This is a genomic window from Actinopolymorpha cephalotaxi (assembly GCF_013408535.1).
In the GTDB taxonomy this organism is placed as follows: domain Bacteria; phylum Actinomycetota; class Actinomycetes; order Propionibacteriales; family Actinopolymorphaceae; genus Actinopolymorpha; species Actinopolymorpha cephalotaxi.
In genome coordinates, this window is sequence record NZ_JACBZA010000001.1 from 1,104,342 (window position 1) to 1,128,597 (window position 24,256).

Here is a 24,256-nt window from a genome sequence, read left to right on the forward strand (position 1 = left end):
CCCAACGCATGAGTAGCGACATCAAGCCGCGCAGCCGGGAGGTCACCGACGGGCTGGAGCGCGCCGCCGCGCGCGGCATGCTCCGCGCGGTCGGAATGGGTGACGAGGACTGGGAGAAGCCCCAGATCGGCGTCGCCTCGTCGTGGAACGAGATCACCCCCTGCAACCTCTCCCTCGACCGGCTGGCCAAGGCCGCCAAGGACGGCGTGCACGCCGCCGGCGGCTACCCGCTGGAGTTCGGCACCATCTCGGTGTCCGACGGCATCTCGATGGGCCACGTCGGCATGCACTTCTCCCTGGTGTCCCGGGAGATCATCGCCGACTCGGTGGAGACGGTGATGGAGGCCGAGCGCCTGGACGGCTCGGTGCTGCTGGCCGGCTGCGACAAGAGCCTGCCCGGCATGTTGATGGCCGCCGCCCGGCTCGACCTCGCGTCGGTGTTCGTCTACGCCGGCTCGATCCTGCCCGGCAAGGTCGACGGCCGCGACGTCACCATCATCGACGCGTTCGAGGCGGTCGGCGCCTGTGCGCGCGGGCTGATCCCGCGCGAGGAGGTCGACCGGATCGAGAGGGCGATCTGCCCCGGCGAGGGCGCGTGCGGCGGCATGTACACCGCCAACACGATGGCCAGCGCGGCCGAGGCGCTCGGGATGGCGCTGCCCGGTTCCGCGGCCCCGCCCGCGGTCGACCGGCGCCGCGACGGTATCGCCCGGCGATCCGGTGAGGCCGTGGTGGAGATGCTGCGCCGCGGGCTGACCGCCCGGCAGATCCTCAGCAAGGAGGCGTTCGAGAACGCCATCGCCGTGGTGATGGCGCTCGGCGGCTCCACGAACGCCGTCCTGCACCTGCTCGCCATCGCCCGCGAGGCCGAGGTCGACCTCACCCTCGACGACTTCAACCGGATCGGCGACAAGGTGCCGCACCTCGGCGACCTGAAGCCGTTCGGCCGGTACGTCATGAGCGACGTCGACCGGGTGGGCGGGATCCCGGTGGTGATGCGCGCGCTGCTCGACGCGGGCCTGCTGCACGGTGACCCGATGACGGTGACCGGGAAGACCGTGGCGGAGAACCTCGACGACATCGACCCGCCCGACCTGGACGGCACGATCATCCGGGCGATCAAGGACCCGATCCACCGCACCGGCGGCCTGACGATCCTGCGCGGCTCGCTGGCCGAGGACGGCGCCGTGGTCAAGAGCGCGGGCCTGGAGGCGGCCGTGTTCGAGGGCCCCGCCCGGGTCTTCGAACGCGAGCGCGGCGCGCTGGACGCCCTGGAGGACGGCACCATCCAGGCCGGGGACGTGGTGGTCATCCGGTACGAAGGACCCAAGGGCGGTCCGGGGATGCGGGAGATGCTCGCCATCACCGGCGCGATCAAGGGCGCGGGCCTGGGCAAGGACGTCCTGCTGCTCACCGACGGCCGGTTCTCCGGCGGGACGACCGGCCTGTGCGTCGGCCACGTCGCGCCCGAGGCGGTCGACGGCGGCCCGATCGCGCTGATCCGCGACGGGGACGTGGTCCGGCTGGACATGACCAGCCGGACGCTCGACCTGCTCGTCGACGCCGCCGAGCTCGAGGCTCGCCGCGCCGACTGGCAGCCGCTGCCGCCGACGTTCACCCGCGGTGTGCTCGGCAAGTACGCCCGGCTGGTGACGTCCGCGGCGCACGGCGCCGTGTGCGGCTGACGGCCCGCGAGACCGATTCACGACCGGTTTCCACGCACCACCTGCTTGTACGTACGACCGACGGCGAAGGGGGAACACCGATGGGCAAGGTGCACGAACGCATCGACGGGCGGCTGCGGCAGTTCGTCGAGGCGCAGAAGGTGTTCTTCGTCGCCACGGCGCCGAGCGGGTCCGACGGGCACGTGAACGTCTCACCGAAGGGCATCGGCGGGACGTTCACGGTGCTCGACGAGCGCACCGTCGCCTACCTCGACATCACCGCGAGCGGCGCGGAGACCATCGCGCACCTGCGGCAGAACGGCCGGATCACGCTGATGTTCTGCGCCTTCGAGGGCCCGCCCAACGTCGTCCGGCTGCACGGGCGGGGCCGGGTGGTGTCGATGTACGACGAGGAGTTCGCCGAACTGGCCGCGCTGTTCACCGAGCGGCGCGGCGCCCGGGCGGTGATCGTCGTCGACGTCACCCGGATCTCCGACTCCTGCGGCTACGGCGTACCCCTGATGGACCACGTGGGGGAGCGGGACCTGCTGCCCCAGCACATGGGCCGCAAGGGCGAGGAGGGGCTACGGGAGTACCGCCGGCAGAAGAACCAGCGCAGCGTCGACGGCCTGCCCGCGTTCGCCGACGACGACATGTGGACCGATCGTCCGAATGGCGAGACCGCCAAGGGTTTGGCTTGACGTGAAGGTGGCCGGTCGGAAAACCTGCATGGGTGCGTCCGCAGATTCTCGTACTCCACTCGCGCGCCGGCTGACCGCTCTCGAAGCTTCCAGCCAGCGCGCTCCCCTCGTTGCCCACCTGGGCCGGGGGGTTTTTGCTTCCCAGGGGACGATCATGACGGCGCCGACGACCACCCACCATGACGACGACACCGGCATCACCAGCACCACCGGCAGATCCGGCACCACCAGCAGCACCGGCAGTTCCGGCAGCGGGATCCACGGCACGACAGCGAGAGGACGCTCATGAGTGAGCAGATGACGGGGGCGCAGAGCCTGATCAGATCGCTGGAGGAAGCCGGCGTCGACACCGTATTCGGCATCCCCGGCGGCGCGATCCTCCCCGCGTACGACCCGCTTCTGGACTCCCGCAAGATCCGGCACGTGCTGGTCCGCCACGAGCAGGGCGCCGGGCACGCCGCCGAGGGTTACGCCCTGGCCACCGGCAAGGTCGGCGTGTGCATGGCGACCTCCGGGCCCGGGGCCACCAACCTCGTCACCCCGATAGCCGACGCCTACATGGACTCCGTGCCGATGGTCGCGGTCACCGGCCAGGTCGCCGCGAGCTCGATCGGGACCGACGCCTTCCAGGAAGCCGACATCCAGGGCATCACGCTTCCGATCACCAAGCACAACTTCCTCGTCACCGACCCGGCGGAGATCCCGCGCACGATCGCCGAGGCGTTCCACATCGCCTCCACCGGCCGGCCCGGCCCGGTCCTGGTCGACGTGTCCAAGGACGCGATGCAGGCGATGACCACGTTCGAGTGGCCGGCCGGCGTCGACCTGCCCGGCTACCGCCCGGTGAGCCGCCCGCACGCCAAGCAGGTCCGCGAGGCCGCCCGGCTGATCAGCGAGGCCCGGCGCCCGGTGCTTTACGTCGGCGGCGGGGTGCTGCGCGCCCGGGCCGCCCGGGAGCTGAGGGTGCTGGCCGAGATGACCGGGATCCCGGTGGTCACCACGCTGATGGCCCGCGGCGCGTTCCCCGACAGCCACCAGCTGCACCTCGGCATGCCGGGTATGCACGGCACCGTCGCGGCGGTCGGCGCGCTGCAGCAGGCCGACCTGCTGATCAGCCTGGGCGCCCGGTTCGACGACCGGGTGACCGGGAAGCTGGACACGTTCGCACCCCGGGCGAAGGTCGTGCACGCCGACATCGACCCGGCCGAGATCTCCAAGAACCGCACCGCCGACGTGCCGATCGTCGGTGACTGCCGGGAGGTCGTCGCCGACCTGGTGGTCGCGCTGCAGGCCGAGCACGCCGCCGGCCGCGCCGGCGACTACACCGCCTGGTGGCGGCTGCTGGAGGAGTGGCGTTCCCGCTACCCGCTGGGCTACGACAAGCCCGACGACGGTTCGCTGTCGCCGCAGCAGGTGATCGAGCGGATCGGCAGGATCGCGGGGCCGGAGGCGGTCTACGTCCCGGGCGTGGGCCAGCACCAGATGTGGACCGCGCAGTTCGTGTCGTACGAGAACCCCGGCACGTTCCTGAGCTCCGGCGGACTCGGCACGATGGGCTTCTCCGTCCCCGCCGCGATGGGCGCCAAGGTCGGCCGGCCCGACGCCACCGTCTGGGCGATCGACGGCGACGGCTGCTTCCAGATGACCAACCAGGAGCTGGCCACCTGCGCGCTGGACAACATCCCGATCAAAGTCGCGGTGATCAACAACTCCAGCCTCGGCATGGTCCGCCAGTGGCAGACGCTCTTCTACGAGGGCCGCTACTCCAACACCGACCTGCACTCCAGCCGGATCCCCGACTTCGCCAAGCTGGCCGAGGCGTACGGCTGTGTGGGACTGCGCTGTGACAAGGCCGAGGACGTCGACGACGTGCTGGCCAAGGCGATGGCGATCAACGACGTCCCGGTGGTGATCGACTTCGTGGTCCACCGCGACGCCATGGTGTGGCCGATGGTGGCGGCCGGCACCAGCAACGACGACATCAAGATCGCGCGCGACCTGGCGCCGGTCTGGGAGAACGACGACCTCTAGACCCGCAGCGTCGCCGACTCGGAAAGGACGTTCGCGTCCTGCCGGTCGTCGCAGCCGGCCCCCTCGAAAGGACAAGGACGAGGCACATGTCCCGACACACGCTCTCGGTGCTGGTCGAGAACAAACCCAGTGTCCTGGCTCGGATAGCCGGACTCTTCTCCCGGCGCGGCTTCAACATCGACTCCCTCGCGGTCGGCCCGACCGAGCACCCGGAGATCTCCCGGATGACGATCGTGGTCAACGTCGAGGAGCTCCCGCTGGAGCAGGTGACCAAGCAGCTCAACAAGCTGGTCAACGTCATCAAGATCGTCGAGCTCGAACCCTCCACCTCGGTGCAGCGGGAGCTGCTGCTGGTCAAGGTGAAGGCCGACGGCCAGGCCAGGGGCAGCGTGCTGGAGACGGTCCAGCTGTTCCGGGCGAAGGTGGTCGACGTCGGGACCGATACCGTGACGATCGAGGCGACCGGCAGCCCGGACAAGCTCGACGCGATGCTGCGGGTCCTCGAGCCCTACGGCATCCGCGAGCTCGTGCAGTCCGGCATGGTCGCCGTCGGGCGCGGCGGCCGTTCCATCACAGACCGGACGCTGCGCTCCCTGGACCGGGTGGGTGAGCGGAGCGCCTGAAAGCGGGGCTCGACCGGCCCTCCACTTCGGGGGCCACGCCGAGTCGCCTGACCGCCGGAACACATTCCGGGGCCGTACTCCTCGTACGACCCCACTCGATATGAACGCGTAACTCGCGTAAAGGAGAAGTTGTGGCAGAGCTGTTCTACGACGACGATGCCGATCTCGCGGTCATCCAGGGTCGTACCGTCGCCGTTCTCGGATACGGCAGTCAGGGCCACGCCCACGCGCTGTCGCTGCGGGACTCCGGTGTCGACGTCCGCGTCGGCCTGCCCGAGGGCTCGAAGAGCCGTGCCAAGGCCGAGGCGGAGGGCCTTCGGGTCCTCACGCCGGCGGAGGCGGTGGAGGAGTCCAACCTGATCGTCATCCTGGCGCCGGACCCGGTGCAGCGGAAGCTGTACGCCGAGGCGGTCGAGCCCAACCTCGCCGACGGCGACGCGTTGTTCTTCGGCCACGGGTTCAACATCCGGTTCGGCTACATCAAGCCGCCGGCCGGGGTGGACGTGGCGATGGTCGCGCCCAAGGGGCCCGGCCACCTGGTCCGCCGCGAGTACACCGAGGGGCGCGGTGTTCCCGTGCTCGTCGCGGTCGAGCAGGACGCCACCGGTGATGCCTGGCCGCTCACCCTTGCGTACGCCAAGGCCATCGGCGGCCTGCGTGCCGGCGGCATCAAGACGACCTTCACCGAGGAGACCGAGACCGACCTCTTCGGCGAGCAGGCCGTGCTGTGCGGCGGCGCCTCGGCACTGATCCAGGCGGGCTTCGAGACCCTCATCGACGCCGGGTACCAGCCCGAGGTCGCCTACTTCGAGTGCCTGCACGAGCTGAAGCTGATCGTCGACCTGATGTACGAGGGTGGAATCGCCAAGCAGCGTTGGTCGATCTCCGACACCGCCGAGTACGGCGACTACGTGTCCGGCCCGCGCATCATCGACGAGTCGGTGAAGGCCCGGATGCGCGACGTCCTCGCCGACATCAAGGACGGCACGTTCGCGCAGCGCTTCATCGACGACCAGGACGCCGGTGGTCCGGAGTTCAGGAAGTTCCGCGAGCAGTCGGAGAAGCACCCGATCGAGACCGTCGGCCGTGACCTGCGCAAGCTGATGGCCTGGGTGAAGAGCCACGACGACGACTACGTCGAGGGCACCGCCTCCCGCGGCTGACGTACGGCCCGCCGGGTCCGCGGTCGGGACCAGGCGAGCAGCTTTCCGCACGAGGTGGGAAGACCTGTGGGTCTCTGTAGCGCCCACAGGTCTTCCCACCTCGTCGTTTCCGGACCGGGCCACGGGGCCGGCGACGGGTGAGGGTTCGGCCATCCCCGACCGGACCCGGCGCCGTCACTGCGCCGCGCGGCCGGCCTGGTTATCCTGACCGCAAGTGCCGGGCCCAACGTCGTGCTCGGGGGACCATCCCTCGCCCTTGCGACGTGCTGGAGGCCTGCAGCCGTGAACCCCCCCATTTCGGCAGGATCCGCCACCCCGGAAACGCCCGCCCCTGCCACACCAGGCGCGGCCGTCATCTCCGGCGGCTCGTCCGTGACCTCGGGCGCCGCGCGCCGGCCGGTCGTCCTCATCGCGGAGGAACTGTCCGACGCCACCCTGGACGTCCTCGGCGACGACTTCGAGATCCGGCACTGCGACGGTGCCGACCGGTCCGCCCTCCTGCCCGCGCTGGCCGACGTCGACGCGCTCCTCGTCCGCAGCGCCACCAAGGTCGACGCGGAGGCGCTGACCGCCGCCCGCCGGCTGAAGGTCGTCGCCCGCGCCGGCGTCGGGCTGGACAACGTGGACGTCCGGGCCGCCACCCAGGCCGGCGTCATGGTGGTCAACGCCCCGCAGTCCAACATCATCTCCGCCGCCGAGCACGCGATCGCGCTGCTGCTCGCGGTGGCCCGGCGGGTTCCGGCGGCCGACGCGTCGCTGCGCGCGGGGGAGTGGAAGCGGAGCAAGTTCGGCGGAGTCGAGCTGTACGACAAGACCCTCGGCGTACTCGGCCTCGGCCGGATCGGCGTCCTCGTCGCCCAGCGGCTGGCGGCCTTCGGGATGAAGGTGGTGGCGTACGACCCCTACGTCCAGCCCGGCCGGGCGGCCCAGATGGGCGTCCGGCTGGTTCCGCTGGAGGAGCTTCTCGAGGTCGCCGACGCGATCACCGTCCACCTGCCGAAGACTCCGGAGACGCTGGGGCTGGTCGGCGAGGCCCAGCTGGCCACGATGAAGCCCGACGCGCTGGTCGTCAACGCCGCCCGCGGCGGCATCATCGACGAGCACGCGTTGTACGTCGCGCTGAAGGAGGGCCGGCTGGGCGGCGCCGGCATCGACGTGTTCACCACCGAGCCGTGCACCGACTCGCCCCTGCTGGAGCTGCCCAACGTCGTGGCGACCCCGCACCTCGGCGCGAGCACCGCGGAGGCGCAGGAGAAGGCAGGCGTCGCGGTGGCCCGTTCGGTGCGGCTGGCGCTGGCCGGTGAGCTCGTACCCGACGCGGTCAACGTGCAGGGCGGCGTCATCGCCGAGGATGTCCGGCCCGGCATCCCGCTGGCGGAGAAGCTCGGCCGGATCTTCACCGCGCTGGCCGGCGAGGTGGCCGTGCAGATGGACGTGGAGGTCCGCGGCGAGATCACCGACCACGACGTCAAGGTGCTCGAACTCGCGGCCCTCAAAGGCGTTTTCGCCTCCGTCGTGGAGGAACAGGTCTCCTACGTCAACGTCCCCTTGCTCGCGGCCGAGCGCGGCCTGGAGGTACGCCTGCGTACCGACCCCGAGAGCCCCGACTTCCGCAACCTCGTCACGTTGCGGGGCACGCTCGCCGACGGCCGGCAGGTCTCGGTCGGCGGCACCCTGGTCGGCCCGCGGCACATCGAGCGGCTGGTCGAGGTCGAGGGGTTCGACATCGAGATCGAGCTCACGTCGCACATGGCGGTGCTGCGGTACGTCGACCGGCCCGGCGTGGTCGGCATCGTCGGCCGGATCCTCGGTGCGGCCGGGGTCAACATCGCCGGCATGCAGGTGAGCCGGGACCGTCGCGGGGGAGAGGCCCTGGCCGCGATGACGGTCGACTCGACCATCCCGCAAGCCGCGCTTGACGAGATCGCCCAGGAGATCAGTGCCGAGGGCGTCCGCGCCATCGACCTGGACGACTGACCCGCGAGCGGCGCGAAGTCCCTTCGCAGCAACGACAGTTACGCGACCAGCGCACCGATCGAACCTCGATCGGTGCGCTGGTTCGCGTTGGGTATGCGTTGGTTTTCGTTGTGGTCGAATCCGTTTCCCGGCTGCCGTTCTGCCGCCGATGATGAGTCCCGGCAGAACGAAACCCCAACGGGCCAAGGGCCCGGGAACGGAGACAGCGCACGATGCGCATGCCACGAAGGATCGCGGGACTCGTCGCGGGGGCGGGTCTGGCGGCCGGAGCCGTACTGGCCATGGGTGCGCCGGCCCAGGCGTACTCGCCGGATCCGAACACCACCGCGCACTACCGGAACACCAGCAACTGTCCGTGCTCGATTTCCGACGTCATCGACGGCACGTACTTCAAGTACGACCCCGGGGGCCGGGCGTTCAAAATCGACATCACCCGCAACGGCCTCTACCTCGGCAAGCTGGAGTTCCACCCGTATGGCGAGCAGGTGTGGCTGTACGACAACGCGAAGGACGGCGACAGCTTCTACTACCAGGTTCGCTATCGGCTCCCCGGTCAGCCCGAGACCATCGAATCGATCCGCGGCGGGCTGTCCGGCGGCACCCACATCGAGAAGTCCTACCCGCTGCCGGAAGGGCAGTCGGTGACGATCTTCCTCTACGACGACGCTGCGGGTCACGACTACATCGGTAACTGGTCCGGGATCGCCTGATCGGGATCATCCGTCCAGCACCATCACCAGCAGCGCAGAAGCGGCGGGTCGGCGACAGCCGGCCCGCCGCCTGTCGTGTCCGGCGGGGTTCTGGCAGCCCTGCCCTCAGATCGCCTTGTGCAGAACGCCGTTCAGCATCGCGTCACCCAGCGGAGTACGCCGGTGCAGCACCTCTCGCTGCTGCCGTTGCGAGGTGAGCAGGCCCGCCTCGCGCAGCACGGTCGCGTGCCGGCTGGCGCTGGCGGGGGCAAGGTGCAGCTCGGCCGCGATCCGGCCGGTCGACATGGGTACGTCGAGGAGGTCCAGCACCTGTGCGCGCGTGTGCCCGAGCAGCTGACCGAGAGCGTCCAGGGTGCTGGCCGGATCGGTCGGCGCGTCCAGCCAGCCGGGAGCCGGCCGCAGCGGATGCACGAGCACCGGCGGCAGGTCCGGATCGGCCAGGGTCACCGGCCGGCGAGCACAGAAGAACGACGGGACCAGGCTCAGCGGCCGGCCCGCCAGGATCAGCTCCTGGTCGACGGGGTACGCGCACTCCAGTGCGTCACCGCGCCAGGTGAGCTCGTTCTGGTAGGTCGCCAGCAGCCCCTCGGCCCCGCCGGCGAGCGCCGCATCGGAACGGCGCGGGCGGTCGGCAGCCATCGTGGCGCGGATCGCCTGCAGATAGGGCGCGACCGCGGCGTCGTAGTAGCGCCGCAGCGACTCACCCAGCCAGCGCAGCGCCGTCGGCTCGCCGCGGGCGAGCCGCTGGATCACCGGAGGCATCGCGCGCTGGGGAGCGAGCCGCGAGAGCTCCTGCTCCAGCCGGGGTTTCGGCGTCGACAGCACCGTGTCGAGCCCCTCGTCCAGGCTCGCGCAGCCGTTGCCGGGCGTGAGGAAGTCCGGGAAGTACTCCGCATGCGGGCAGACGAGCGTCAGCACCGTCGTCGTAGGCACGAGGCCGCTGCGGGCCAGTGCCGCGCGCACCTGGCGGCGCCACGGATCGAAGGTGAGTGCGGCGTGCCGGTTCTGCAACAGCTGCAGGCTCAGCACGGTCTCCCACAACGGGTGGACGTCGCCGGACACCCGGAGCCGGTTGAGATCCTGCGTGGTGAACTCGATGCGGAGCATGCATCCCCCGATGTTGCGCTCCCGCTCACTGCGTACCTGGCCTACTTACCGTACGCACCTTCTGTCGGAGTCCGCCCCGATCTTCGCACCGCCTGTGGATATCCGGGTGCCGGCTCAGTTCCTGGTCGCGATCAGCACGCTGGCGTCGACGGCCACCATCACCTCGACGGTGGTGAACCGCGGGTCGAGGAGCCACTGCTGCCGGGTGGCGTCCACCCGCCCCTGGTACATCGGCGGCCAGGTGGCGCAGGGCGTGAAGTCGTCGAGCACGACCAGACCGCCCGGCTCGACGAGTTCGGCGGCAAGATCCGGCCCGGCCCGCTTGGCCTCGCGTACGTCGAGGAACAACAGCGTGAACGGCGCCCGCGCCGCGAGCTCCTTCCAGTCGGCCTCCAGGACGTCGACCGGCTCGTCGCCGGCGAACATCTCCCGGACCGCCTCGACCAGGCCGGAGTCGTGTTCGGCGGTGACGAGCCGGGAGCCGGCCCGCATCCCGCTGCGCAGCCAGGCCGAGCCGACGCCGCAGCCGGTGCCCGACTCGGCGAGGGTGCCGTTGCGCGAGGCCGCGAGCGAGGCGAGCAGCCAGCCGGTCTCGTTGCGGCAGGAGGACACGAAGCCGCGCCGGCGGGAGAGCTGGTGGGCGCGGGTGACCACACCGGGGATCTGGGGCGGAGCACTCATGCGGCCAGAGTTTGGCACAAGGTCCGACCGGATCTCGCAATCCGAGACAACGGGCCGTCTGACGAGACAACTACTAGGGCGCCCTACTAATGTCGGCCAGGTGAATGTGGGTATACGTCCTTTGCTGCCCAGAAAGGAGATTCACCCATGACCGAGGCCCAGCAGTTGGCCTATCGCGCCCTGCAGGAAGCCATGGACCGCCGCGACAACGGCGGCCGGAGCGAGGTGGAGTCGGAGTCGCCGGTGTCGTCGGGGTCCTTCGGGGCCGACCGGCGCGACGTCTACGCGCACGTACCCGTCCGGTAGCCACACCCCTGATCTCCTCGTTTCCCGCACCCGACGATCGTCCATATCGCAAGACCTGCGTGTCGGGATGTGGACATGACGAAGTACGGTGAGCCCATGGCGCAGAGCATCCGTCTCGCGGTGATCCCCGGCGACTACATCGGCCCCGAGGTCACCGAGGAGGCACTGAAGGTCCTGTCGGCGGTCTGCCCGGCGTACGACATCAAGGTCGACCCGACGCACTACGACCTCGGCGCACAGCGCTACCTCGCCACCGGCGAGGTGCTCCCCGACACCGTGCTCGACGAGCTTCGCCAGCACGACGCGATCCTGCTCGGTGCCGTCGGTGGCCGTCCGGGCGATCCGAACCTTCCGGCCGGCATCCTCGAGCGCGGCCTGCTGCTGCGGCTGCGGTTCGAGCTCGACCACTACGTCAACCTCCGCCCGTCGCGCAGCTTCCCGGGCGTGCCGACGCCGCTCGCCTCCGACGCCGAGATCGACTTCGTGGTCGTCCGCGAGGGCACCGAGGGGCTGTACGTCGGAAACGGCGGCGTGGTCCGCAGGGGCACCCCGCAGGAGCTGGCCACCGAGGTCAGCGTCAACACCGCGTTCGGGGTCGAACGCGTGGTGCGGGACGCGTTCGTCCGGGCGCAGGGCCGGCGGGGCAGGCTCACGCTGGTGCACAAGACCAACGTCCTCGTGCACGCCGGCGGTGTCTGGTCGCGGATCGTGGCCGAGGTGGCGCCGGAGTTCCCCGACGTGACTGTCGACTACCTCCACGTGGACGCGGCGACCATCTTCCTGGTGACCGAGCCGGAGCGGTTCGACGTGATCGTCACCGACAACCTCTTCGGCGACATCCTCACCGACCTGGCCGCGGCCGTCACCGGCGGAATCGGCCTGGCCGCCAGCGGCAACGTCAACCCCGACCGCACCGCGCCGTCGATGTTCGAGCCGGTGCACGGCTCCGCACCGTCGATCGCCGGGCAGGGCAAGGCCGACCCGACGGCGGCGATCCTGTCCGCCGCGCTGCTGCTCGGCCACGTCGGCGAGCAGGCCGCGGCCCAGCGTGTCGAGGATGCGGTCGCGTTCGACATCGCGGCCCGGGTGGACGCGCCGGCCCGCACGACCAGCCAGATCGGCGACGACATCGCCGAGCGAGTATCGAACTAGGGTTCCGTCGCGTTCTCCGCCTCGGAGCCAGCCGCCGTCCGCGATCCGCGTGGGCGGCGGTTCTCGTTTGTCCTACCGGCTGTCCGTTCGCCGGATTTCGTACGTCATCTCCCTCCTCGCGTGGGCGCCGGAGGGCCGTGCGAGGGATCTCAGCCTCCGCGGGTCGAGCAACGATTGGGTACGGTGCAGCCATGACCGCAAGCCTCGAGTTCCGCCAGCAGCTCTCCTACTCCCCGGTGCCCACCGCGCGCCGGGAGGAGATCCTCGCCGCACCGGGATTCGGCAAGCACTTCACCGACCACATGGTCACGGTCACGTGGACCCCCGAGCAGGGCTGGCACGACGCGGTGGTCAAGCCCTACGGGCCGATCGCCCTCGACCCGGCCACGGCGGTCCTCCACTACGCGCAGGAGATCTTCGAGGGGCTCAAGGCCTACCGCCACGCCGACGGCTCGGTGTGGACGTTCCGGCCGGAAGCCAACGCGGCCCGGTTCCAGCGTTCGGCCGCCCGGATGGCGTTGCCGCAACTCCCGGTTGACGACTTCGTGACGGCGCTCGACACCCTCGTCACGGTGGACGAGGCGTGGGTGCCCAACGGCGGTGAGGCGAGCCTGTACCTCCGCCCGTTCATGTTCGCCTCCGAGGTCTTCCTCGGGGTGCGGCCGGCCCAGCAGGTGAGCTTCGTGGTGATCGCGTCCCCGGCCGGGGCGTACTTCTCCCAGGGAGTGAAGCCGGTCTCGATCTGGCTCTCCGAGGACTACACTCGGGCGGCCCTCGGCGGCACGGGTGCGGCGAAGTGCGGCGGCAACTACGCCGCCAGCCTGGTCGCGCAGCAGGAGGCGATCGCGAACGGCTGCGACCAGGTGGCGTTCCTGGACGCGGTCGACCGCCGCTGGGTGGAGGAGCTCGGCGGGATGAACCTCTACTTCGTCTACGACGACGGCCAGATCGTCACCCCCGAGCTGGGCACCATCCTCGAGGGCATCACCCGCGAGGCGATCATCACCCTGGCCACCGAGGCCGGGCACAAGGTCGAGGAACGCCGGATCGGCATCGACGAGTGGCGCGAGGGTGCCGCGTCCGGGCGGATCACCGAGGTCTTCGCCTGCGGCACCGCCGCCGTGCTCACCCCGGTCGGGACTCTGCGTTCGCGCCAGGGCGAGCTGGTGATCGGCGACGGCGGCGCCGGGCCGGTCACCACCCGGATCCGACAGCAGCTGCTGGACATCCAGTACGGCCGGACCGAGGACACCTACGACTGGCTGCACCGCGTCTGCTGACCTCTCGTCTCACTCAGCGCGTACGAACCGAAACTCTGTGTGCGCGCGGGCATCAATGGGAGTACGTTGACTCCTGCGCAACGGGATCGCGGTGGCGCCCGGCCTTCTCCGGCGCCCCGCGCGGGCCGATCCTCACACAGGGAGTACGCACCACACATGACCGAACGACCGACCCACGACAGCGCAGGCGTGAACCACCGCCTCAAGGGCACCTTCGATCTGGACCGCGCCGAGTGGCGCTCCTCCGTGGCCGGCGGTGACATCGAGGTCGCCTTCGTGGACGAACTCATCGGCATGCGCAACGCCCAGGATCCCGACGGCCCGGTGCTCGTGTTCACCGAGGACGAGTGGGAGGCGTTCCTGGCCGGGGCCAAGGACGGCGAGTTCGACCCGGAGGAGCTGGAGATACCGCTGACCTGAGCGTCGCGGCCGTCCGGGCGGCGCGGCGGCAGACGTTTCCCGCGGCCGTGCCGCCGGGTACCTGCACACCACCACAGGTACACCCGGCACACGAAGGCTCTGCGACCCATGCTCATGCACAACCTGATGCTCAACGACCTTGCCCATGCCCGGATCGCGGACCTGCACCGCGAGGTCGCGGCCATCCAGTTGGCCCGGCTCGCCCGCAAGCCCCGGCCCTGCGCGCCGTACCGCCCGGCTGTTCACATCCCGCGCCAACGTGGACAGGCGCGGCCGCTCGCCGCACCCGAGCCCGGTCCGGCCCGGCGACGTGCCGTCCGCCTGCTCTCGCTCCTCGGGGTGCGCCGCTACGCGCCCAGGTGACGAACGAAGAACTCCCGTACGCCGGTCCGGACGGCCGGCACCGACCTTGCCGGCTCGATCGCGCCGACCAGGTCGGTCCGCGCGGCCGCGGTCATCAGCCCTGCCTGCTGTAGTTGGGGTGCGAACGCGGCGAAGTCGGTGAACGCCCAGTGCGCGGCGTCGTGGAGCTCCCGCCGCGTGGTCCATCCGCCCGGGTGCGCGAGCACCACCCGCCAGGCACGCTCCATCCCCGCCCGGTCGGGGAAACCGTCGGTTCCCCACAGGAGCAAGGGCCGGTTGACGCCGTACTCCGCTACGGGAAACAACGGCCCCGGCTCGCCGGGCTGCTCGCCCGGGTGGTCCAGGTAGCCCTCCAGGTCGATCGCCGCGCCGGCCCTGCGGTCGTCGTACGCCGTCTGGGCCGCCGTCGTGCCACCCGCCGAGTGTCCGTACACGCCGATCCGGCGCTGGTCGACCGCGCGGGCCAGCCCGGGTGGAAGGGCCCGCCCGCCGGCGTCCGGGTTGCCGCCCGCGGCCAGCACCTCCACCTGGTCGAGTACGAACCGCAGGTCCGCGATCCGGGTCGCGATCATGGTGGCGAACGTCGCCGGGTTCGAACGTGGGTCCTCGCGGAACGCGGTGGTGCGGATCACGTCGCCGCGGAAGTCGGTCGTACCGGGAAACTCCACCACCAGCGCGTCGCCGGGATGGTCGACGGTCACCACCACGAAGCCGTGACTGGCGAGGTCCTGGGCGAGGCCGGCGCCGAAGCCGCGCGGGTCGCCGCCGCCCGGGCTGTAGAGGAGTACGGGCCGGCGCACGGGCACGGCCGGCGCGTCCCGGTGCGCGTGCGTCATCGTCGCCGCCCAGTCCACCCCGGCCGGTGGCAACCCCGGATGCTGGTAGGGGCCCAGCGCGCCGAACACCGCTGCCGTGGCCGGGCTCAGCTGCGGCGCCGGCGGGTGACGCCGGACGCTGCGGGCGGGATAGAACACCGTTGCCATGAGCTCGCGGACCGGGACGGTGCCGTCCCACGGGTCGCGCCGGGAACGGTCGACGAGGTACCAGGTGGTGTGCCCGACCGGGTGCGGTCCGGTCGGAGCCGGCAGCCGCAGGCGTACCCCGGCCGAGGCGGGGCCGGCCGTCGCGACGTCCGTGCCGGAGGCGGCCAGGACGGCGCCGAGGACGGCCGAGACGGTGACGGCCCGCCGGGACGGCCGAGCAGGTCCGCGATGATCGGGATTCACTCGTACGTGGGACATGAACCGCATGGTGTCCCGCGTCCGGAACCGACACCATGGTTTCGACCTGACCCAGAAGGCTTGCCTACAAGGCCGGCCCTGGAGCTCGAGGTCGGTCCTGACGGCTTGCGCGACCGGGGGAAACGATGATCCGCATCCGCCTCACCGCCGACGACCTGGCCGGGGTCCGGTTCGCGACCCGGCCGGCGCCGCTGCTGGAGCTGAACACGGCCTTGCTGATGATGGGCCGGACCGACGGCGGGTTGCTGTTCGGCGCCTGGCGCCGGCGGATGGCGCGTTCCCTGCCCGCGACCGTGCGGCCGATCGGCGACCTGGTGCCGGCCGGGGCGGCGCCGGGATTCCTGGACGTGTACGACGACACGTTGCCGGCGGCGCTGGACCGGCCGCGGACCTGGCGGCCGGAGCTCGTCCGTGCCGAGCTGGAACGCGTGTACGCACCTGCCCCGGCGGCGAAGCCCGTGCCGACGTGGATCCGTGCGCTGCACCGGGGCGAGGCCGACGCGTGGGAGGTGTTGCGCCGGGGTCAGCATGCGGCGTTCGAGACTGCCATCCGTCCGGTGTGGGGTGTGGTGCAGGACCTGCACCACGGGGAGTTCACCAGGCACGCGGCGACGGTCGCCGAGCACGGGATCGGCGCCGCGCTTCGTGGCCTGGTGACGGGTGCGCGCCTGCGCGGCCAGGTGTGGGAGGTGGACGCATCGGTCGAGCAGGACGTCGACGTGGCCGGGCGTGGCCTGGTGCTGATGCCGACGTTCCACTGGACCGGCCACCCGCTGGTCTGCGACCTGCCGGCGCTGCCGGACCTGCCGGTCGTCCTCACCTATGCGGCCGGCCAGGGGACACCGCTTCCCACGGACGGAGTGGGGCGGACCGGTCCCGCGGGCGATGCTCGCGCCGGGCTGGCCGAGGTGCTCGGACGGACCCGCTTCGGGCTGCTGCTCCTGCTCGCCGACGGGCACACCACCAGCGACCTCGCCCGGCTGCTCGGGGTCGGCAACGCCACGGTGTCCGCGCATACCGCGGCACTGCGCGGAGCCGGGCTGATCACCACCGTGCGAACCGGGCGTTCCGTGCTGCACCGGCGCACCGCCCTCGGCGACCTGCTGGTCCGCCGTCAGGGCCCGGGCACGGCTACGGGGCCACCTCCGAGGTCACCCGCCAGTACGCCGGACCGTCCGGCTGCCGGTGCAACTCCCAGCGCTGGGTGGGCCGGAAGCTCTCGGCGAAGCGCTGGTCGTGGCTGACCGCGATCAGCGTTCCGCCGTAGCCCGCGAGCGCCTCGTCCAGCACGTCCAGCGACTCGAAGTCCAGGTAGTTGGTCGGCTCGTCCAGCAACAGCAGGTCCGAACCTCCGTTGACCAGGCAGGCCAGCAGCACCCGGCGGATCTCACCCGCCGACATCGTGCCCAGTGGGCGGCGGATCTGGTCGGCGTCGAAGAGGTAGGAGTCCAGCAGGCGTTCGGCATCCTCCTCATAGATCGGCACCTGACTACGCAGGTAGTCCAGCGCGGGCAGTGTCAACGGAAGGTTGTCATGCACCTGCGGCAGGACGCCGGGGGCGCGGGCGAGCCGCACCGTGCCGGCGGCCGGGGTGAGTGCACCGCTCAGCAGCGAGAGCAAGGTGGACTTGCCGGTGCCGTTCTCCCCGGAGACGAGCACCCGTTCGCCGCCTCGTACGGACGCCGAGAACGCCTGCCACAGCGGGCCGTTCCCCCGATCGGCGACCAGATCGGTGACACCCACCATCACCTCCTCCGGCGACGGGTCACCGGAAAGACCGAGCACCAGCGGCGGTCGTTCCTCCGGTCGCTCCAGCCAGCGCGCCGAGGTCATCTCCCGCATCAACCTGCGCTCGCGCGCCTTCGCCTTGCGGGCCACCTTCTTGGCGTAGCGGCGGGCCTTGTCGTTGTGGGTGCCGAGTTCGGTACGCAAGGCCTGGTTGGCGGTGCGTTCGATGTCCTGCTCCAGCCGGCGGCGGAACTTCTCCTGCGCCTCCAGGTCGGCGAGCAACCGGACGCGGCGCCTGCGCTTCTCCTCGCGGTAGGCGGTGTAGCCGCCGACGTAGAACTCCGCCCGGTCGGTGAGCACGTCGAGCTCGACGATCCGGTGCACCAGGTGATCGAGGAACGCGCGGTCGTGGGTGACGAAGACCACCACTCCGCGATAGCCGCTGAGGTACTCGCCCAGCCAGGCGAGGCCGGTGGCGTCGAGGTGGTTGGTGGGTTCGTCCAGCAGCAGGATGCCGGGTTCCTCCAGCAACAGCCGGGCGAGCAGGACGCGGGCCTGTTCGCCACCGCTGACGTCGCCCAGGCTGCGGTCCAGGTCGAGGTCGGCGACCCCAAGCCGGTGGCGTACCTCGTCCGCCCGTGCCTGTGCCTGCCAGCCACCCAGGAGGGCGAACCGGTCCTGTGCCGCGGCGTACTCCGCCAGCACGTCGTCGCCTGCACCTCCGGCGCCGGCACCGTCGGCACCCTCGGCACGGTCGGCATCCTCGGCACGGTCGGCATCCTCGGCGCCGGCCGACATCGCCGCCTCCAGCGCCCGCATCCGGGTGCTGAGTTCGGCGATCTCACCGAGTCCGGCGTCCAGGAACGCGCGGATCGTCGTGGTGGTGTCGGCGACCTGGGCGTCGAGGTATCCCACCCGGTCGTGCGGGCCGTACCGCACCGACCCGCGGTCGGCATGGTCCCGGCCGGCGAGGATGCGGAGCAAGGTGGACTTGCCGGCGCCGTTCTCGCCGACCAGGCCGAGGCGTTCGCCCGCGTGGGCGACCAGGCTCACGTCGGCGAACAACGGCTCGCCGTCGTACGTCTTCGTCAGACCGGACGCGGTGAGGACGGGCGCCGCCGAGGTGCCGGAGGGAGAGCCGGCGGACGCGCCAGAAGCAGTGCCGGAAGCAGCGACAGAAGCAGCGGCAGAGGCAGTGCCAGAAGCAGAAGGTGCAGCGGAAACGGAGAAGGCAGTGGGGGCAGGCATGGGATCCCGGGGAACTCGAAGGGAGCCGCGGGTGGATCACCACGCGGCGCAGGGAATTGAGTTCCGATCAGCTGCCCACGGACCAGACCCTAACCAACTCCCGGCGTCCGGCTCAACCGGTATCCCGTCGCACCCCGAGTAACAGGCGTGCCCGCTGACCGGGCGGGTGGCACGCGGCGAGCCGTTGTTCAGCCGCTCCGCCGTGGATGCCCGGCGGGCTGAAGTGTGAAGCACTCGGGTGGCCAGAACCGCCGTACCGCTTCACGCTTCTGCTGCGAGCGGCTCCTTCGCGAAGGAGTGTTAAGACCCGCGGTGGTCCGGGCAACCTCTCGCTTTCACGCTTGTCCGGCTGCCGAGTGGCCGGTCGCCCATCGCGAGCGCGGAGGTCGGGGGATTCTTCCGCGGAAGAATCCAGGCGGCTGCCCGGACGGCATCGTTCAGCCTGTACCCACCTCGCATCCGCGGACCGGACCGGCATCCCGGGCGCGGCCCGGGGTACGGACGGGGGCGCGGCCGGACGCCCCCTGGACGGCCCGGAACCGGCCGGGAACGGTGGGTCACGTGACCGGACGCACGTGGGTGTGCCACACTGGCCCGCATGGTCCCCTCCTACACCGTGATCATTACCTAGGCGCGCCGGACACCACCCCGTCCCGCGCGCAGACCTCTCGCACCCCGCGAGAGGTTTTTTGTTTGTCCGGCCCGGTCACCACCCCTCGACCGAGCCCCGGGCCGACGAGAGCCCCACCCGAACCCCCAACCTGAGTTCGATTTTCCGGTTCGCAAGGAGCGTCCCCCGATGACCGACTTCCACGTGTACGACACGACGCTGCGCGACGGGGCCCAGCAAGAGGGTCTCAGCCTGTCGGTCGAGGACAAGCTGGCGATTGCCCGCCACCTCGACGAGCTCGGGGTCGGCTACATCGAGGGCGGGTGGCCCGGCGCCAACCCGAAGGACACGGAGTTCTTCCGCCGGGCGGGGGAGGAGCTCCGGCTCGGCCGGGCCACGCTCGCGGCGTTCGGCGCCACCTGCCGGGCCGGGGTGGCGGCCGCCGACGACCCGCTGGTCCGCGCGCTGCGCGACTCCGGTGCCGGCGTCGTCACGCTGGTGGCCAAGAGCCACGACCGGCACGTCGAGCACGCGCTGCGCACCACGCTGGCGGAGAACCTCGCGATGGTCCGCGACACCGTGGAGTTCCTGCGGGCCGGCGGTCAGCGCGTCTTCCTGGACGCCGAGCACTTCTTCGACGGCTACCGCGACAATCCGGCGTACGCGCTGGAGGTGGTGCGTGTGGCAGCGGAGGCGGGCGCGGACGTGGTGGCGCTGTGCGACACCAACGGCGGCATGCTGCCCGACCAGGTGAGCGAGGTGGTGGCGAACGTGCTCGCCGGCACCGGCGCCCGGGTGGGCATCCACTGCCACAACGACGCGGGCTGCGCGGTGGCCAACACGATCGCCGCCGTCGACGCCGGCGCCACCCACGTGCAGGGAACGCTCAACGGCTACGGCGAACGCACCGGCAACGCCGACCTGGTGACCATCGTCGCCAACCTTCAGCTCAAGCGGGGCATGAGTCTGGTGCCCACGGCCGCGCTGGCGGAGGCGACCCGGATCGCCCACGCGGTCGCCGAGCTCACCAACATCCCGCCGTACTCCCGGCAGCCCTACGTCGGCGCGTCGGCCTTTGCCCACAAGGCGGGCCTGCACGCCAGCGCGATCAAGGTGGACCCGAACCTCTACCAGCACGCCGATCCGGCCGACGTCGGCAACGACATGCGGCTGCTGGTGTCGGACATGGCCGGCCGGGCGAGCATCGAGCTGAAGGGCCGCGAGCTGGGCTACGACCTCGCCGGCGACCGCGCACTGGTCACCCGGATCACCGACCGGGTGAAGGCGATGGAGGCGCGCGGCTACACCTTCGAGGCGGCCGACGCGTCGTTCGAGCTGCTCCTGATCGAGGAGGTCGAGGGCGTACGCCCGACGTTCTTCGAGGTGGAGTCCTGGCGGGTGCTCACCGACTCCCAGCCCGGCGAGGAGGCGCTGTCGGAGGCGACCGTGAAGCTGCGGGCCGGCGGTGAACGCACGATCGTCACCGGCGAGGGCAACGGCCCGGTCAACGCGCTGGACGCGGCGCTGCGCGGGGCGATCGGGCAGGCGCACCCGGTGGTGGACAAGCTCGACCTGATCGACTACCGCGTCCGCATCCTCGACGCCGGCCACGGGACCGACGCCGTGATCAGAGTTCTGATCCAGCTGTCCGACGGCGAGGAGTCGTGGGAGACCGTCGGGGTCGGGCACAACATCATCGAGGCGTCCTGGGAGGCGCTGGTGGACGGTGTGACGTACGCCCTGGTGCGGGCGGGCGTCGAGCCGGCGCCCGCCGCCGAGCCCGCTCCCGCGGTCGGGCAGGTCTAGGACCCGTCCTGACCGGCGAGCTCGAGCAGGTCGTCGCAGGCTCTGACGAGCGCGTCGCGCAGCACCCCGGCGCGCTCGGCGAAGCCACGCTGCGCGGCGGCGTACTCCGCCCGGCCCTCCGGGGTCTCGATCGGGACCGGCCGGTAGCCCAGCGCGGACAGGTCGTACGGCGAGGCCCGCATGTCCAGCTCGCGGATCTCCCGGGCAAGCTCGAAACAGTCCGCGACCAGCTCCGAGCGCACGTGCGGTGACATCTTGTACGCCCACTTGTAGAGGTCCATGTTGGCGTGCAGGCACCCGGGCTGTTCGAGGTCACGCTGGGTCTCCCGGGCCGGGCGCAGGGTGTTGCGCGGCCGCGCCGGTTCGGTGAAGAAGCGGTACGCGTCGAAGTGCGAGCAGCGGATCCGGTGCGTCTCCACCACCTGGTCGGTGCCCTCGGCGCCCAGGCGCAGCGGCCACGCGGCGTGCCGGACCTCCTCCTGGGGCTGCCGATAGACCATCGCCCACTCGTGCAGGCCGAAGCAGCCGAGGAACGCGGGCCGCGCCCGGGTCGCCGCCAGCAGGTCCCGGATCCAGCGAACGGTGTCGACCCGGGCCGCGAGGGCGGCCGGATCGACCACCACGCCGGCCGGCACGGTGGTGTAGTCGCGGCTGTCGCCGTACGCCGACCTGGCGGCCGGGCCGGCCAGCACCACGCCGGCGCCGGGGTGCCAGCGCCGCAGCCGGGCAGGCCGCTGGGAGTAGTAGGTGAACAGGAAGTCCTCGACCGGGTGCGCCCGGCGTTCCCCGCGCCGGTCGAGGTGGGGCGCCAGCCAGGCGTCCACCCTCCGGAAGTGGGCGTCCCGGCGCGCCTGCCACTCCTGCTCGCGGAGCACCCGCACCGCCGGGACGGACTCCCCGGGGCCGGCCAGACGACGGGCCGGACGGGGAGGACTGGGCAGGCTCACGGGTGCCACCGTACCCGCGGCCGCCGAGGGTCCGCCCCACGCCGACCCGCGCGTACCACCCGCGCCCGGTAGGCTGCGGACGCCGGTAGTCCGACAGATGGAGGCCAGAGCCCCTTGCGCATCGCCCGCTTCAGCGCCGGCGACGATCCCCGATACGCCGCGGTCGAAGGTGAACCAGGCACGGAGGTCCTCGCCGTCCTCGACGGAGATCCGCTCTACCGCCAGGTGCAGTTGACCGGTGAACGCCTGCCGCTCGCCGACGTGCGACTGCTCGCCCCGGTCATTCCCCGCAGCAAGGTGATCGGCATCGGCCGCAACTACGCCGAGCACGCCGCCGAGCTGGGCAACGAGGTGCCCGAGGAGCCGCTGGTCTTCCTCAAGCCCAACACCTCCGTGATCGGGCCCGGCGACGGCATCGTCCACCCACCGCAGACTTCCGACCTGCACTACGAGGGCGAGCTGGCCGCGGTGATCGGCCGGATCTGCCGGCACGTGCCGGTCGAGCGCGCCGCCGAGGTCGTCTTCGGCTACACCATCGGCAACGACGTCACCGCCCGCGACCTGCAGCGGTCGGACAAGCAGTGGGCTCGGGCCAAGGGGTTCGACACGTTCTGCCCGCTCGGCCCGTGGATCGAGACCAGCCTGGACGTGTCCGACCTCGCGGTGACCACGACCGTGGGCGGGGAGGTACGCCAGTCCGGGCGTACGTCCCAGATGATCCACGACGTCCCCTCGCTGATCTCCTACGTCAGCAGCTTCATGACGCTGCTGCCGGGCGACGTCATCCTCACCGGTACGCCCGCGGGCGTCGGCCCCATGCGCGTGGGTGAGGAGGTGTCGGTGACCGTGGAAGGCCTCGGCACCCTCACCAACCGGGTGATCGGGCATGGCTAGGGAGGGTTCAAGTAGGGGCTCGACCCCCGTCCGAACCAGGTTCGCGCCCTCACCGAGCGGTGACCTGCACGTCGGAAACATCCGTACGGCGTTGTACTCCTGGGCATGGGCGCGCCACTGTGGCGGCAGTTTCGTGGTCCGGATCGAGGACACCGACCGGTCCCGGGTCTCACCGGACGCGGTGGCCGGGACGCTCGGCGCGTTGCGCTGGCTGGGCCTGGACTGGGACGAGGGGCCCGACGTCGGCGGTGAGTTCGGGCCGTACCGCCAGAGCGACCGCCTGCCGCTGTACCGCGAGTGGGTCGACAGGTTCCTCGCCGACGGTACGGCGTACCACTGCTACTGCTCGCAGGAGGAACTCGACGGCGAGCGGGACGAGCAGCGCACCCAGGGGCTCCCGTCCGGATACGCCGGCAACTGCCGCGAGCTCACCACCGCGCAGGTCACCGCGCACCGCCGGGAGGGCAGGCGCCCGGTGGTCCGGTTCCGGATGCCGGAAGGCTCCACCGTCGTACGCGACACCATCCGCGGCGAGATCGTCTTCGACCACGCGAACGTGCCCGACTTCGTGGTGCAGCGCTCCGACGGGTATCCGCTCTACAACCTCGCGGTGTCGGTGGACGACGCCATGATGCGGATCACCCACATCGTCCGCGGCGACGACCTGCTGGCCTCCACGCCCCGCCAGATCGCCATCCACGCGGCGATGGGGGTGGCCGAGGCCGACCTGCCCGTCTACACCCACACCCCGGACATCCTGGCCGCGGACGGCTCGCCGCTGTCGTCGTGGCACAAGGCGGCGGGCATCTCGTGGTACCGCGACCAGGGCTACCTCCCGGAGGCGATGGTCAACTACCTCGCGCTGCTGGGCTGGTCGCCGGGCGGTGACCGGGAGGAGCTGACGCTGGACGCGCTGGTCGAGTCGTTCGACCTCGAACGCGTGGGCGCGACCGCCGGCCGGCTCGACCCGCGCAAGCTGGACGCCATCAACGGCGACAAGATCCGGGCACTTCCCCCGGACGACCTCGTCGCACGGACGATGCCGTTCCTCACCCGGGCCGGCCTGGTGAGCGAACCCCCGACGCGGGAGCAGGCCCGCACGGTCGCGTCCGCCGCCCCGCTGATCCAGGAACGCCTCGTGCACCTCACCGAGGCGGCCGGCATGCTGGCGTTCCTGCTGGTGCCCGAGCACGTCTTCGACGTCGATCCGGAGGAGGCCGCCCGGATCCTCACCGAGGACGCCAAGGCGGTCCTGGAGGCCGCCGAGGCTGCGCTGCGGGCGTTGCCGAAGTGGACCGACGAGGCGATCGAACGCGCTCTGCGGCGCACCCTGGTCGACGAACTCGGCCGCAGGCCCAAGCGGGCGTTCGGACCGGTACGCGTGGCGGCCACTGGAAGCAGGGTGTCGCCGCCGCTGTTCGAGTCGCTCACCCTGCTGGGCCGCGAGCGCACGCTGGCCAGGATCCGCCGCGCGCTCGACCACCACGTCGGCGTCTGAGCAGCGAGGCCCGGACCGAACCGCCGTCGGCCACAGGATTTGCCTGCGCATGGTGGTCGGGAAGGCGGATGCCGATGCATGATCTCTGCGCACACGCGACGACCAG

At 71.3% G+C, this 24,256-nt stretch carries 21 protein-coding genes; 16 read left to right on the plus strand and 5 right to left on the minus strand.

The features are described 5' to 3' along the window. The first annotated feature begins 8 nt into the window (after positions 1 to 8). The 7 genes from ilvD to FHR37_RS05055 all read left to right on the plus strand — a co-directional run bounded on the left by ilvD (position 9) and on the right by FHR37_RS05055 (position 8,869). Entirely contained in the window at positions 9 to 1,685 is a 1,677-nt protein-coding gene (ilvD, locus tag FHR37_RS05025; protein WP_092888703.1) for a dihydroxy-acid dehydratase, read from the plus strand. Positions 1,686 to 1,765: 80 nt separating this feature from the next. Further along, positions 1,766 to 2,365 (plus strand): pyridoxamine 5'-phosphate oxidase family protein, encoded by a 600-nt coding sequence (locus FHR37_RS05030; RefSeq protein ID WP_092888706.1) that lies wholly within the window; start codon positions 1,766 to 1,768, stop codon positions 2,363 to 2,365. Positions 2,366 to 2,581: 216 nt separating this feature from the next. Then, on the plus strand, positions 2,582 to 4,396 hold the full coding sequence (locus FHR37_RS05035; protein ID WP_092888709.1) for an acetolactate synthase large subunit: 1,815 nt from the start codon (positions 2,582 to 2,584) through the stop codon (positions 4,394 to 4,396). 86 nt (positions 4,397 to 4,482) lie between these two features. Then, positions 4,483 to 5,019, plus strand: a complete 537-nt coding sequence (gene ilvN, locus FHR37_RS05040; protein ID WP_092656242.1) for an acetolactate synthase small subunit — start codon at positions 4,483 to 4,485, stop codon at positions 5,017 to 5,019. 131 nt (positions 5,020 to 5,150) lie between these two features. After that, positions 5,151 to 6,182: a ketol-acid reductoisomerase gene (gene ilvC, locus FHR37_RS05045; protein WP_092888712.1), complete on the plus strand. Its 1,032-nt coding sequence runs from the start codon at positions 5,151 to 5,153 to the stop codon at positions 6,180 to 6,182. 372 nt (positions 6,183 to 6,554) lie between these two features. Next, complete coding sequence (gene serA, locus FHR37_RS05050; RefSeq protein ID WP_092888715.1) at positions 6,555 to 8,159, plus strand: phosphoglycerate dehydrogenase; 1,605 nt, start codon at positions 6,555 to 6,557, stop codon at positions 8,157 to 8,159. A gap of 212 nt (positions 8,160 to 8,371) precedes the next feature. Next, a complete protein-coding gene (locus tag FHR37_RS05055) occupies positions 8,372 to 8,869 on the plus strand; it encodes a hypothetical protein (RefSeq protein ID WP_139239173.1) in 498 nt (165 codons plus the stop codon). Positions 8,870 to 8,974: 105 nt separating this feature from the next. Here FHR37_RS05055 and FHR37_RS05060 read toward each other — a convergent pair whose 3' ends face one another. Both FHR37_RS05060 and FHR37_RS05065 read right to left on the minus strand, forming a co-directional pair. Further along, on the minus strand, positions 8,975 to 9,976 hold the full coding sequence (locus tag FHR37_RS05060) for a winged helix-turn-helix domain-containing protein (RefSeq protein ID WP_092888721.1): 1,002 nt from the start codon (positions 9,974 to 9,976) through the stop codon (positions 8,975 to 8,977). A 114-nt stretch (positions 9,977 to 10,090) separates the two neighbouring features. After that, positions 10,091 to 10,657 (minus strand): O-methyltransferase, encoded by a 567-nt coding sequence (locus FHR37_RS05065; RefSeq protein ID WP_092888723.1) that lies wholly within the window; start codon positions 10,655 to 10,657, stop codon positions 10,091 to 10,093. A gap of 147 nt (positions 10,658 to 10,804) precedes the next feature. On the opposite strand from FHR37_RS05065, the gene FHR37_RS05070 reads away from it, so the two are divergent. The 5 genes from FHR37_RS05070 (at position 10,805) to FHR37_RS05090 (ending at position 14,178) form a co-directional block, all read left to right on the plus strand. Then, the gene (locus tag FHR37_RS05070) at positions 10,805 to 10,963 is read left to right on the plus strand and encodes a hypothetical protein (protein WP_175542783.1); all 159 of its coding nucleotides are present in this window, start codon (positions 10,805 to 10,807) and stop codon (positions 10,961 to 10,963) included. A 96-nt stretch (positions 10,964 to 11,059) separates the two neighbouring features. After that, entirely contained in the window at positions 11,060 to 12,115 is a 1,056-nt protein-coding gene (locus FHR37_RS05075) for a 3-isopropylmalate dehydrogenase (protein ID WP_092888868.1), read from the plus strand. A gap of 191 nt (positions 12,116 to 12,306) precedes the next feature. Then, entirely contained in the window at positions 12,307 to 13,395 is a 1,089-nt protein-coding gene (locus FHR37_RS05080; RefSeq protein ID WP_092888726.1) for a branched-chain amino acid aminotransferase, read from the plus strand. 156 nt (positions 13,396 to 13,551) lie between these two features. Then, complete coding sequence (locus tag FHR37_RS05085) at positions 13,552 to 13,815, plus strand: DUF397 domain-containing protein (RefSeq protein WP_092888728.1); 264 nt, start codon at positions 13,552 to 13,554, stop codon at positions 13,813 to 13,815. A gap of 108 nt (positions 13,816 to 13,923) precedes the next feature. Next, positions 13,924 to 14,178 carry a hypothetical protein gene (locus tag FHR37_RS05090; protein WP_092888731.1) on the plus strand — a complete coding sequence of 85 codons (255 nt, stop codon included), beginning with the start codon at positions 13,924 to 13,926 and terminating at the stop codon, positions 14,176 to 14,178. Here the strand turns inward: FHR37_RS05090 and FHR37_RS05095 are convergent. Then, positions 14,163 to 15,419 carry an alpha/beta hydrolase family protein gene (locus tag FHR37_RS05095; protein ID WP_092888871.1) on the minus strand — a complete coding sequence of 419 codons (1,257 nt, stop codon included), beginning with the start codon at positions 15,417 to 15,419 and terminating at the stop codon, positions 14,163 to 14,165. The genes FHR37_RS05090 and FHR37_RS05095 overlap by 16 nt on opposite strands. A gap of 125 nt (positions 15,420 to 15,544) precedes the next feature. Here FHR37_RS05095 and FHR37_RS05100 point away from each other — a divergent pair, with 125 nt between their 5' ends. After that, the gene (locus tag FHR37_RS05100) at positions 15,545 to 16,663 is read left to right on the plus strand and encodes an ArsR/SmtB family transcription factor (protein ID WP_092888734.1); all 1,119 of its coding nucleotides are present in this window, start codon (positions 15,545 to 15,547) and stop codon (positions 16,661 to 16,663) included. Here the strand turns inward: FHR37_RS05100 and FHR37_RS05105 are convergent. After that, a complete protein-coding gene (locus FHR37_RS05105; protein ID WP_202818359.1) occupies positions 16,551 to 18,212 on the minus strand; it encodes an ABC-F family ATP-binding cassette domain-containing protein in 1,662 nt (553 codons plus the stop codon). The two genes, FHR37_RS05100 and FHR37_RS05105, sit on opposite strands and share 113 nt — an antisense overlap. A 982-nt stretch (positions 18,213 to 19,194) precedes the next feature. On the opposite strand from FHR37_RS05105, the gene cimA reads away from it, so the two are divergent. Continuing rightward, positions 19,195 to 20,811 (plus strand): citramalate synthase, encoded by a 1,617-nt coding sequence (gene cimA, locus FHR37_RS05110; protein ID WP_092888740.1) that lies wholly within the window; start codon positions 19,195 to 19,197, stop codon positions 20,809 to 20,811. Here the strand turns inward: cimA and FHR37_RS05115 are convergent. Beyond that, complete coding sequence (locus tag FHR37_RS05115; protein WP_330831719.1) at positions 20,808 to 21,758, minus strand: 3-methyladenine DNA glycosylase; 951 nt, start codon at positions 21,756 to 21,758, stop codon at positions 20,808 to 20,810. The genes cimA and FHR37_RS05115 overlap by 4 nt on opposite strands. Positions 21,759 to 21,872: 114 nt before the next feature. Between FHR37_RS05115 and FHR37_RS05120 the strand changes: the two genes are divergently transcribed. Together FHR37_RS05120 and gltX are read left to right on the plus strand one after the other, a co-directional pair. Then, the gene (locus FHR37_RS05120) at positions 21,873 to 22,652 is read left to right on the plus strand and encodes a fumarylacetoacetate hydrolase family protein (protein WP_092888746.1); all 780 of its coding nucleotides are present in this window, start codon (positions 21,873 to 21,875) and stop codon (positions 22,650 to 22,652) included. Beyond that, a complete protein-coding gene (gene gltX, locus FHR37_RS05125) occupies positions 22,645 to 24,150 on the plus strand; it encodes a glutamate--tRNA ligase (RefSeq protein ID WP_092888749.1) in 1,506 nt (501 codons plus the stop codon). Before FHR37_RS05120 ends, gltX begins: the two co-directional genes overlap by 8 nt. Positions 24,151 to 24,256: the final 106 nt, after the last annotated feature.

What these genes read in the sequence shown, in the direction of transcription:
- FHR37_RS05030 (WP_092888706.1), top strand. Translation starts at nt 1,766, where the DNA reads ATGGGCAAGGTGCACGAACGCATCGACGGGCGGCTGCGGCAGTTCGTC.
- FHR37_RS05100 (WP_092888734.1), top strand. Translation starts at nt 15,545, where the DNA reads ATGATCCGCATCCGCCTCACCGCCGACGACCTGGCCGGGGTCCGGTTC.
- gltX (WP_092888749.1), top strand. Translation starts at nt 22,645, where the DNA reads ATGGCTAGGGAGGGTTCAAGTAGGGGCTCGACCCCCGTCCGAACCAGG.
- FHR37_RS05065 (WP_092888723.1), bottom strand. Translation starts at nt 10,657, where the DNA reads ATGAGTGCTCCGCCCCAGATCCCCGGTGTGGTCACCCGCGCCCACCAG.
- FHR37_RS05080 (WP_092888726.1), top strand. Translation starts at nt 12,307, where the DNA reads ATGACCGCAAGCCTCGAGTTCCGCCAGCAGCTCTCCTACTCCCCGGTG.
- FHR37_RS05075 (WP_092888868.1), top strand. Translation starts at nt 11,060, where the DNA reads ATGGCGCAGAGCATCCGTCTCGCGGTGATCCCCGGCGACTACATCGGC.
- FHR37_RS05070 (WP_175542783.1), top strand. Translation starts at nt 10,805, where the DNA reads ATGACCGAGGCCCAGCAGTTGGCCTATCGCGCCCTGCAGGAAGCCATG.
- FHR37_RS05085 (WP_092888728.1), top strand. Translation starts at nt 13,552, where the DNA reads ATGACCGAACGACCGACCCACGACAGCGCAGGCGTGAACCACCGCCTC.
- ilvN (WP_092656242.1), top strand. Translation starts at nt 4,483, where the DNA reads ATGTCCCGACACACGCTCTCGGTGCTGGTCGAGAACAAACCCAGTGTC.
- FHR37_RS05060 (WP_092888721.1), bottom strand. Translation starts at nt 9,976, where the DNA reads ATGCTCCGCATCGAGTTCACCACGCAGGATCTCAACCGGCTCCGGGTG.
- ilvD (WP_092888703.1), top strand. Translation starts at nt 9, where the DNA reads ATGAGTAGCGACATCAAGCCGCGCAGCCGGGAGGTCACCGACGGGCTG.
- cimA (WP_092888740.1), top strand. Translation starts at nt 19,195, where the DNA reads ATGACCGACTTCCACGTGTACGACACGACGCTGCGCGACGGGGCCCAG.
- FHR37_RS05095 (WP_092888871.1), bottom strand. Translation starts at nt 15,419, where the DNA reads ATGTCCCACGTACGAGTGAATCCCGATCATCGCGGACCTGCTCGGCCG.
- FHR37_RS05055 (WP_139239173.1), top strand. Translation starts at nt 8,372, where the DNA reads ATGCGCATGCCACGAAGGATCGCGGGACTCGTCGCGGGGGCGGGTCTG.
- FHR37_RS05090 (WP_092888731.1), top strand. Translation starts at nt 13,924, where the DNA reads ATGCTCATGCACAACCTGATGCTCAACGACCTTGCCCATGCCCGGATC.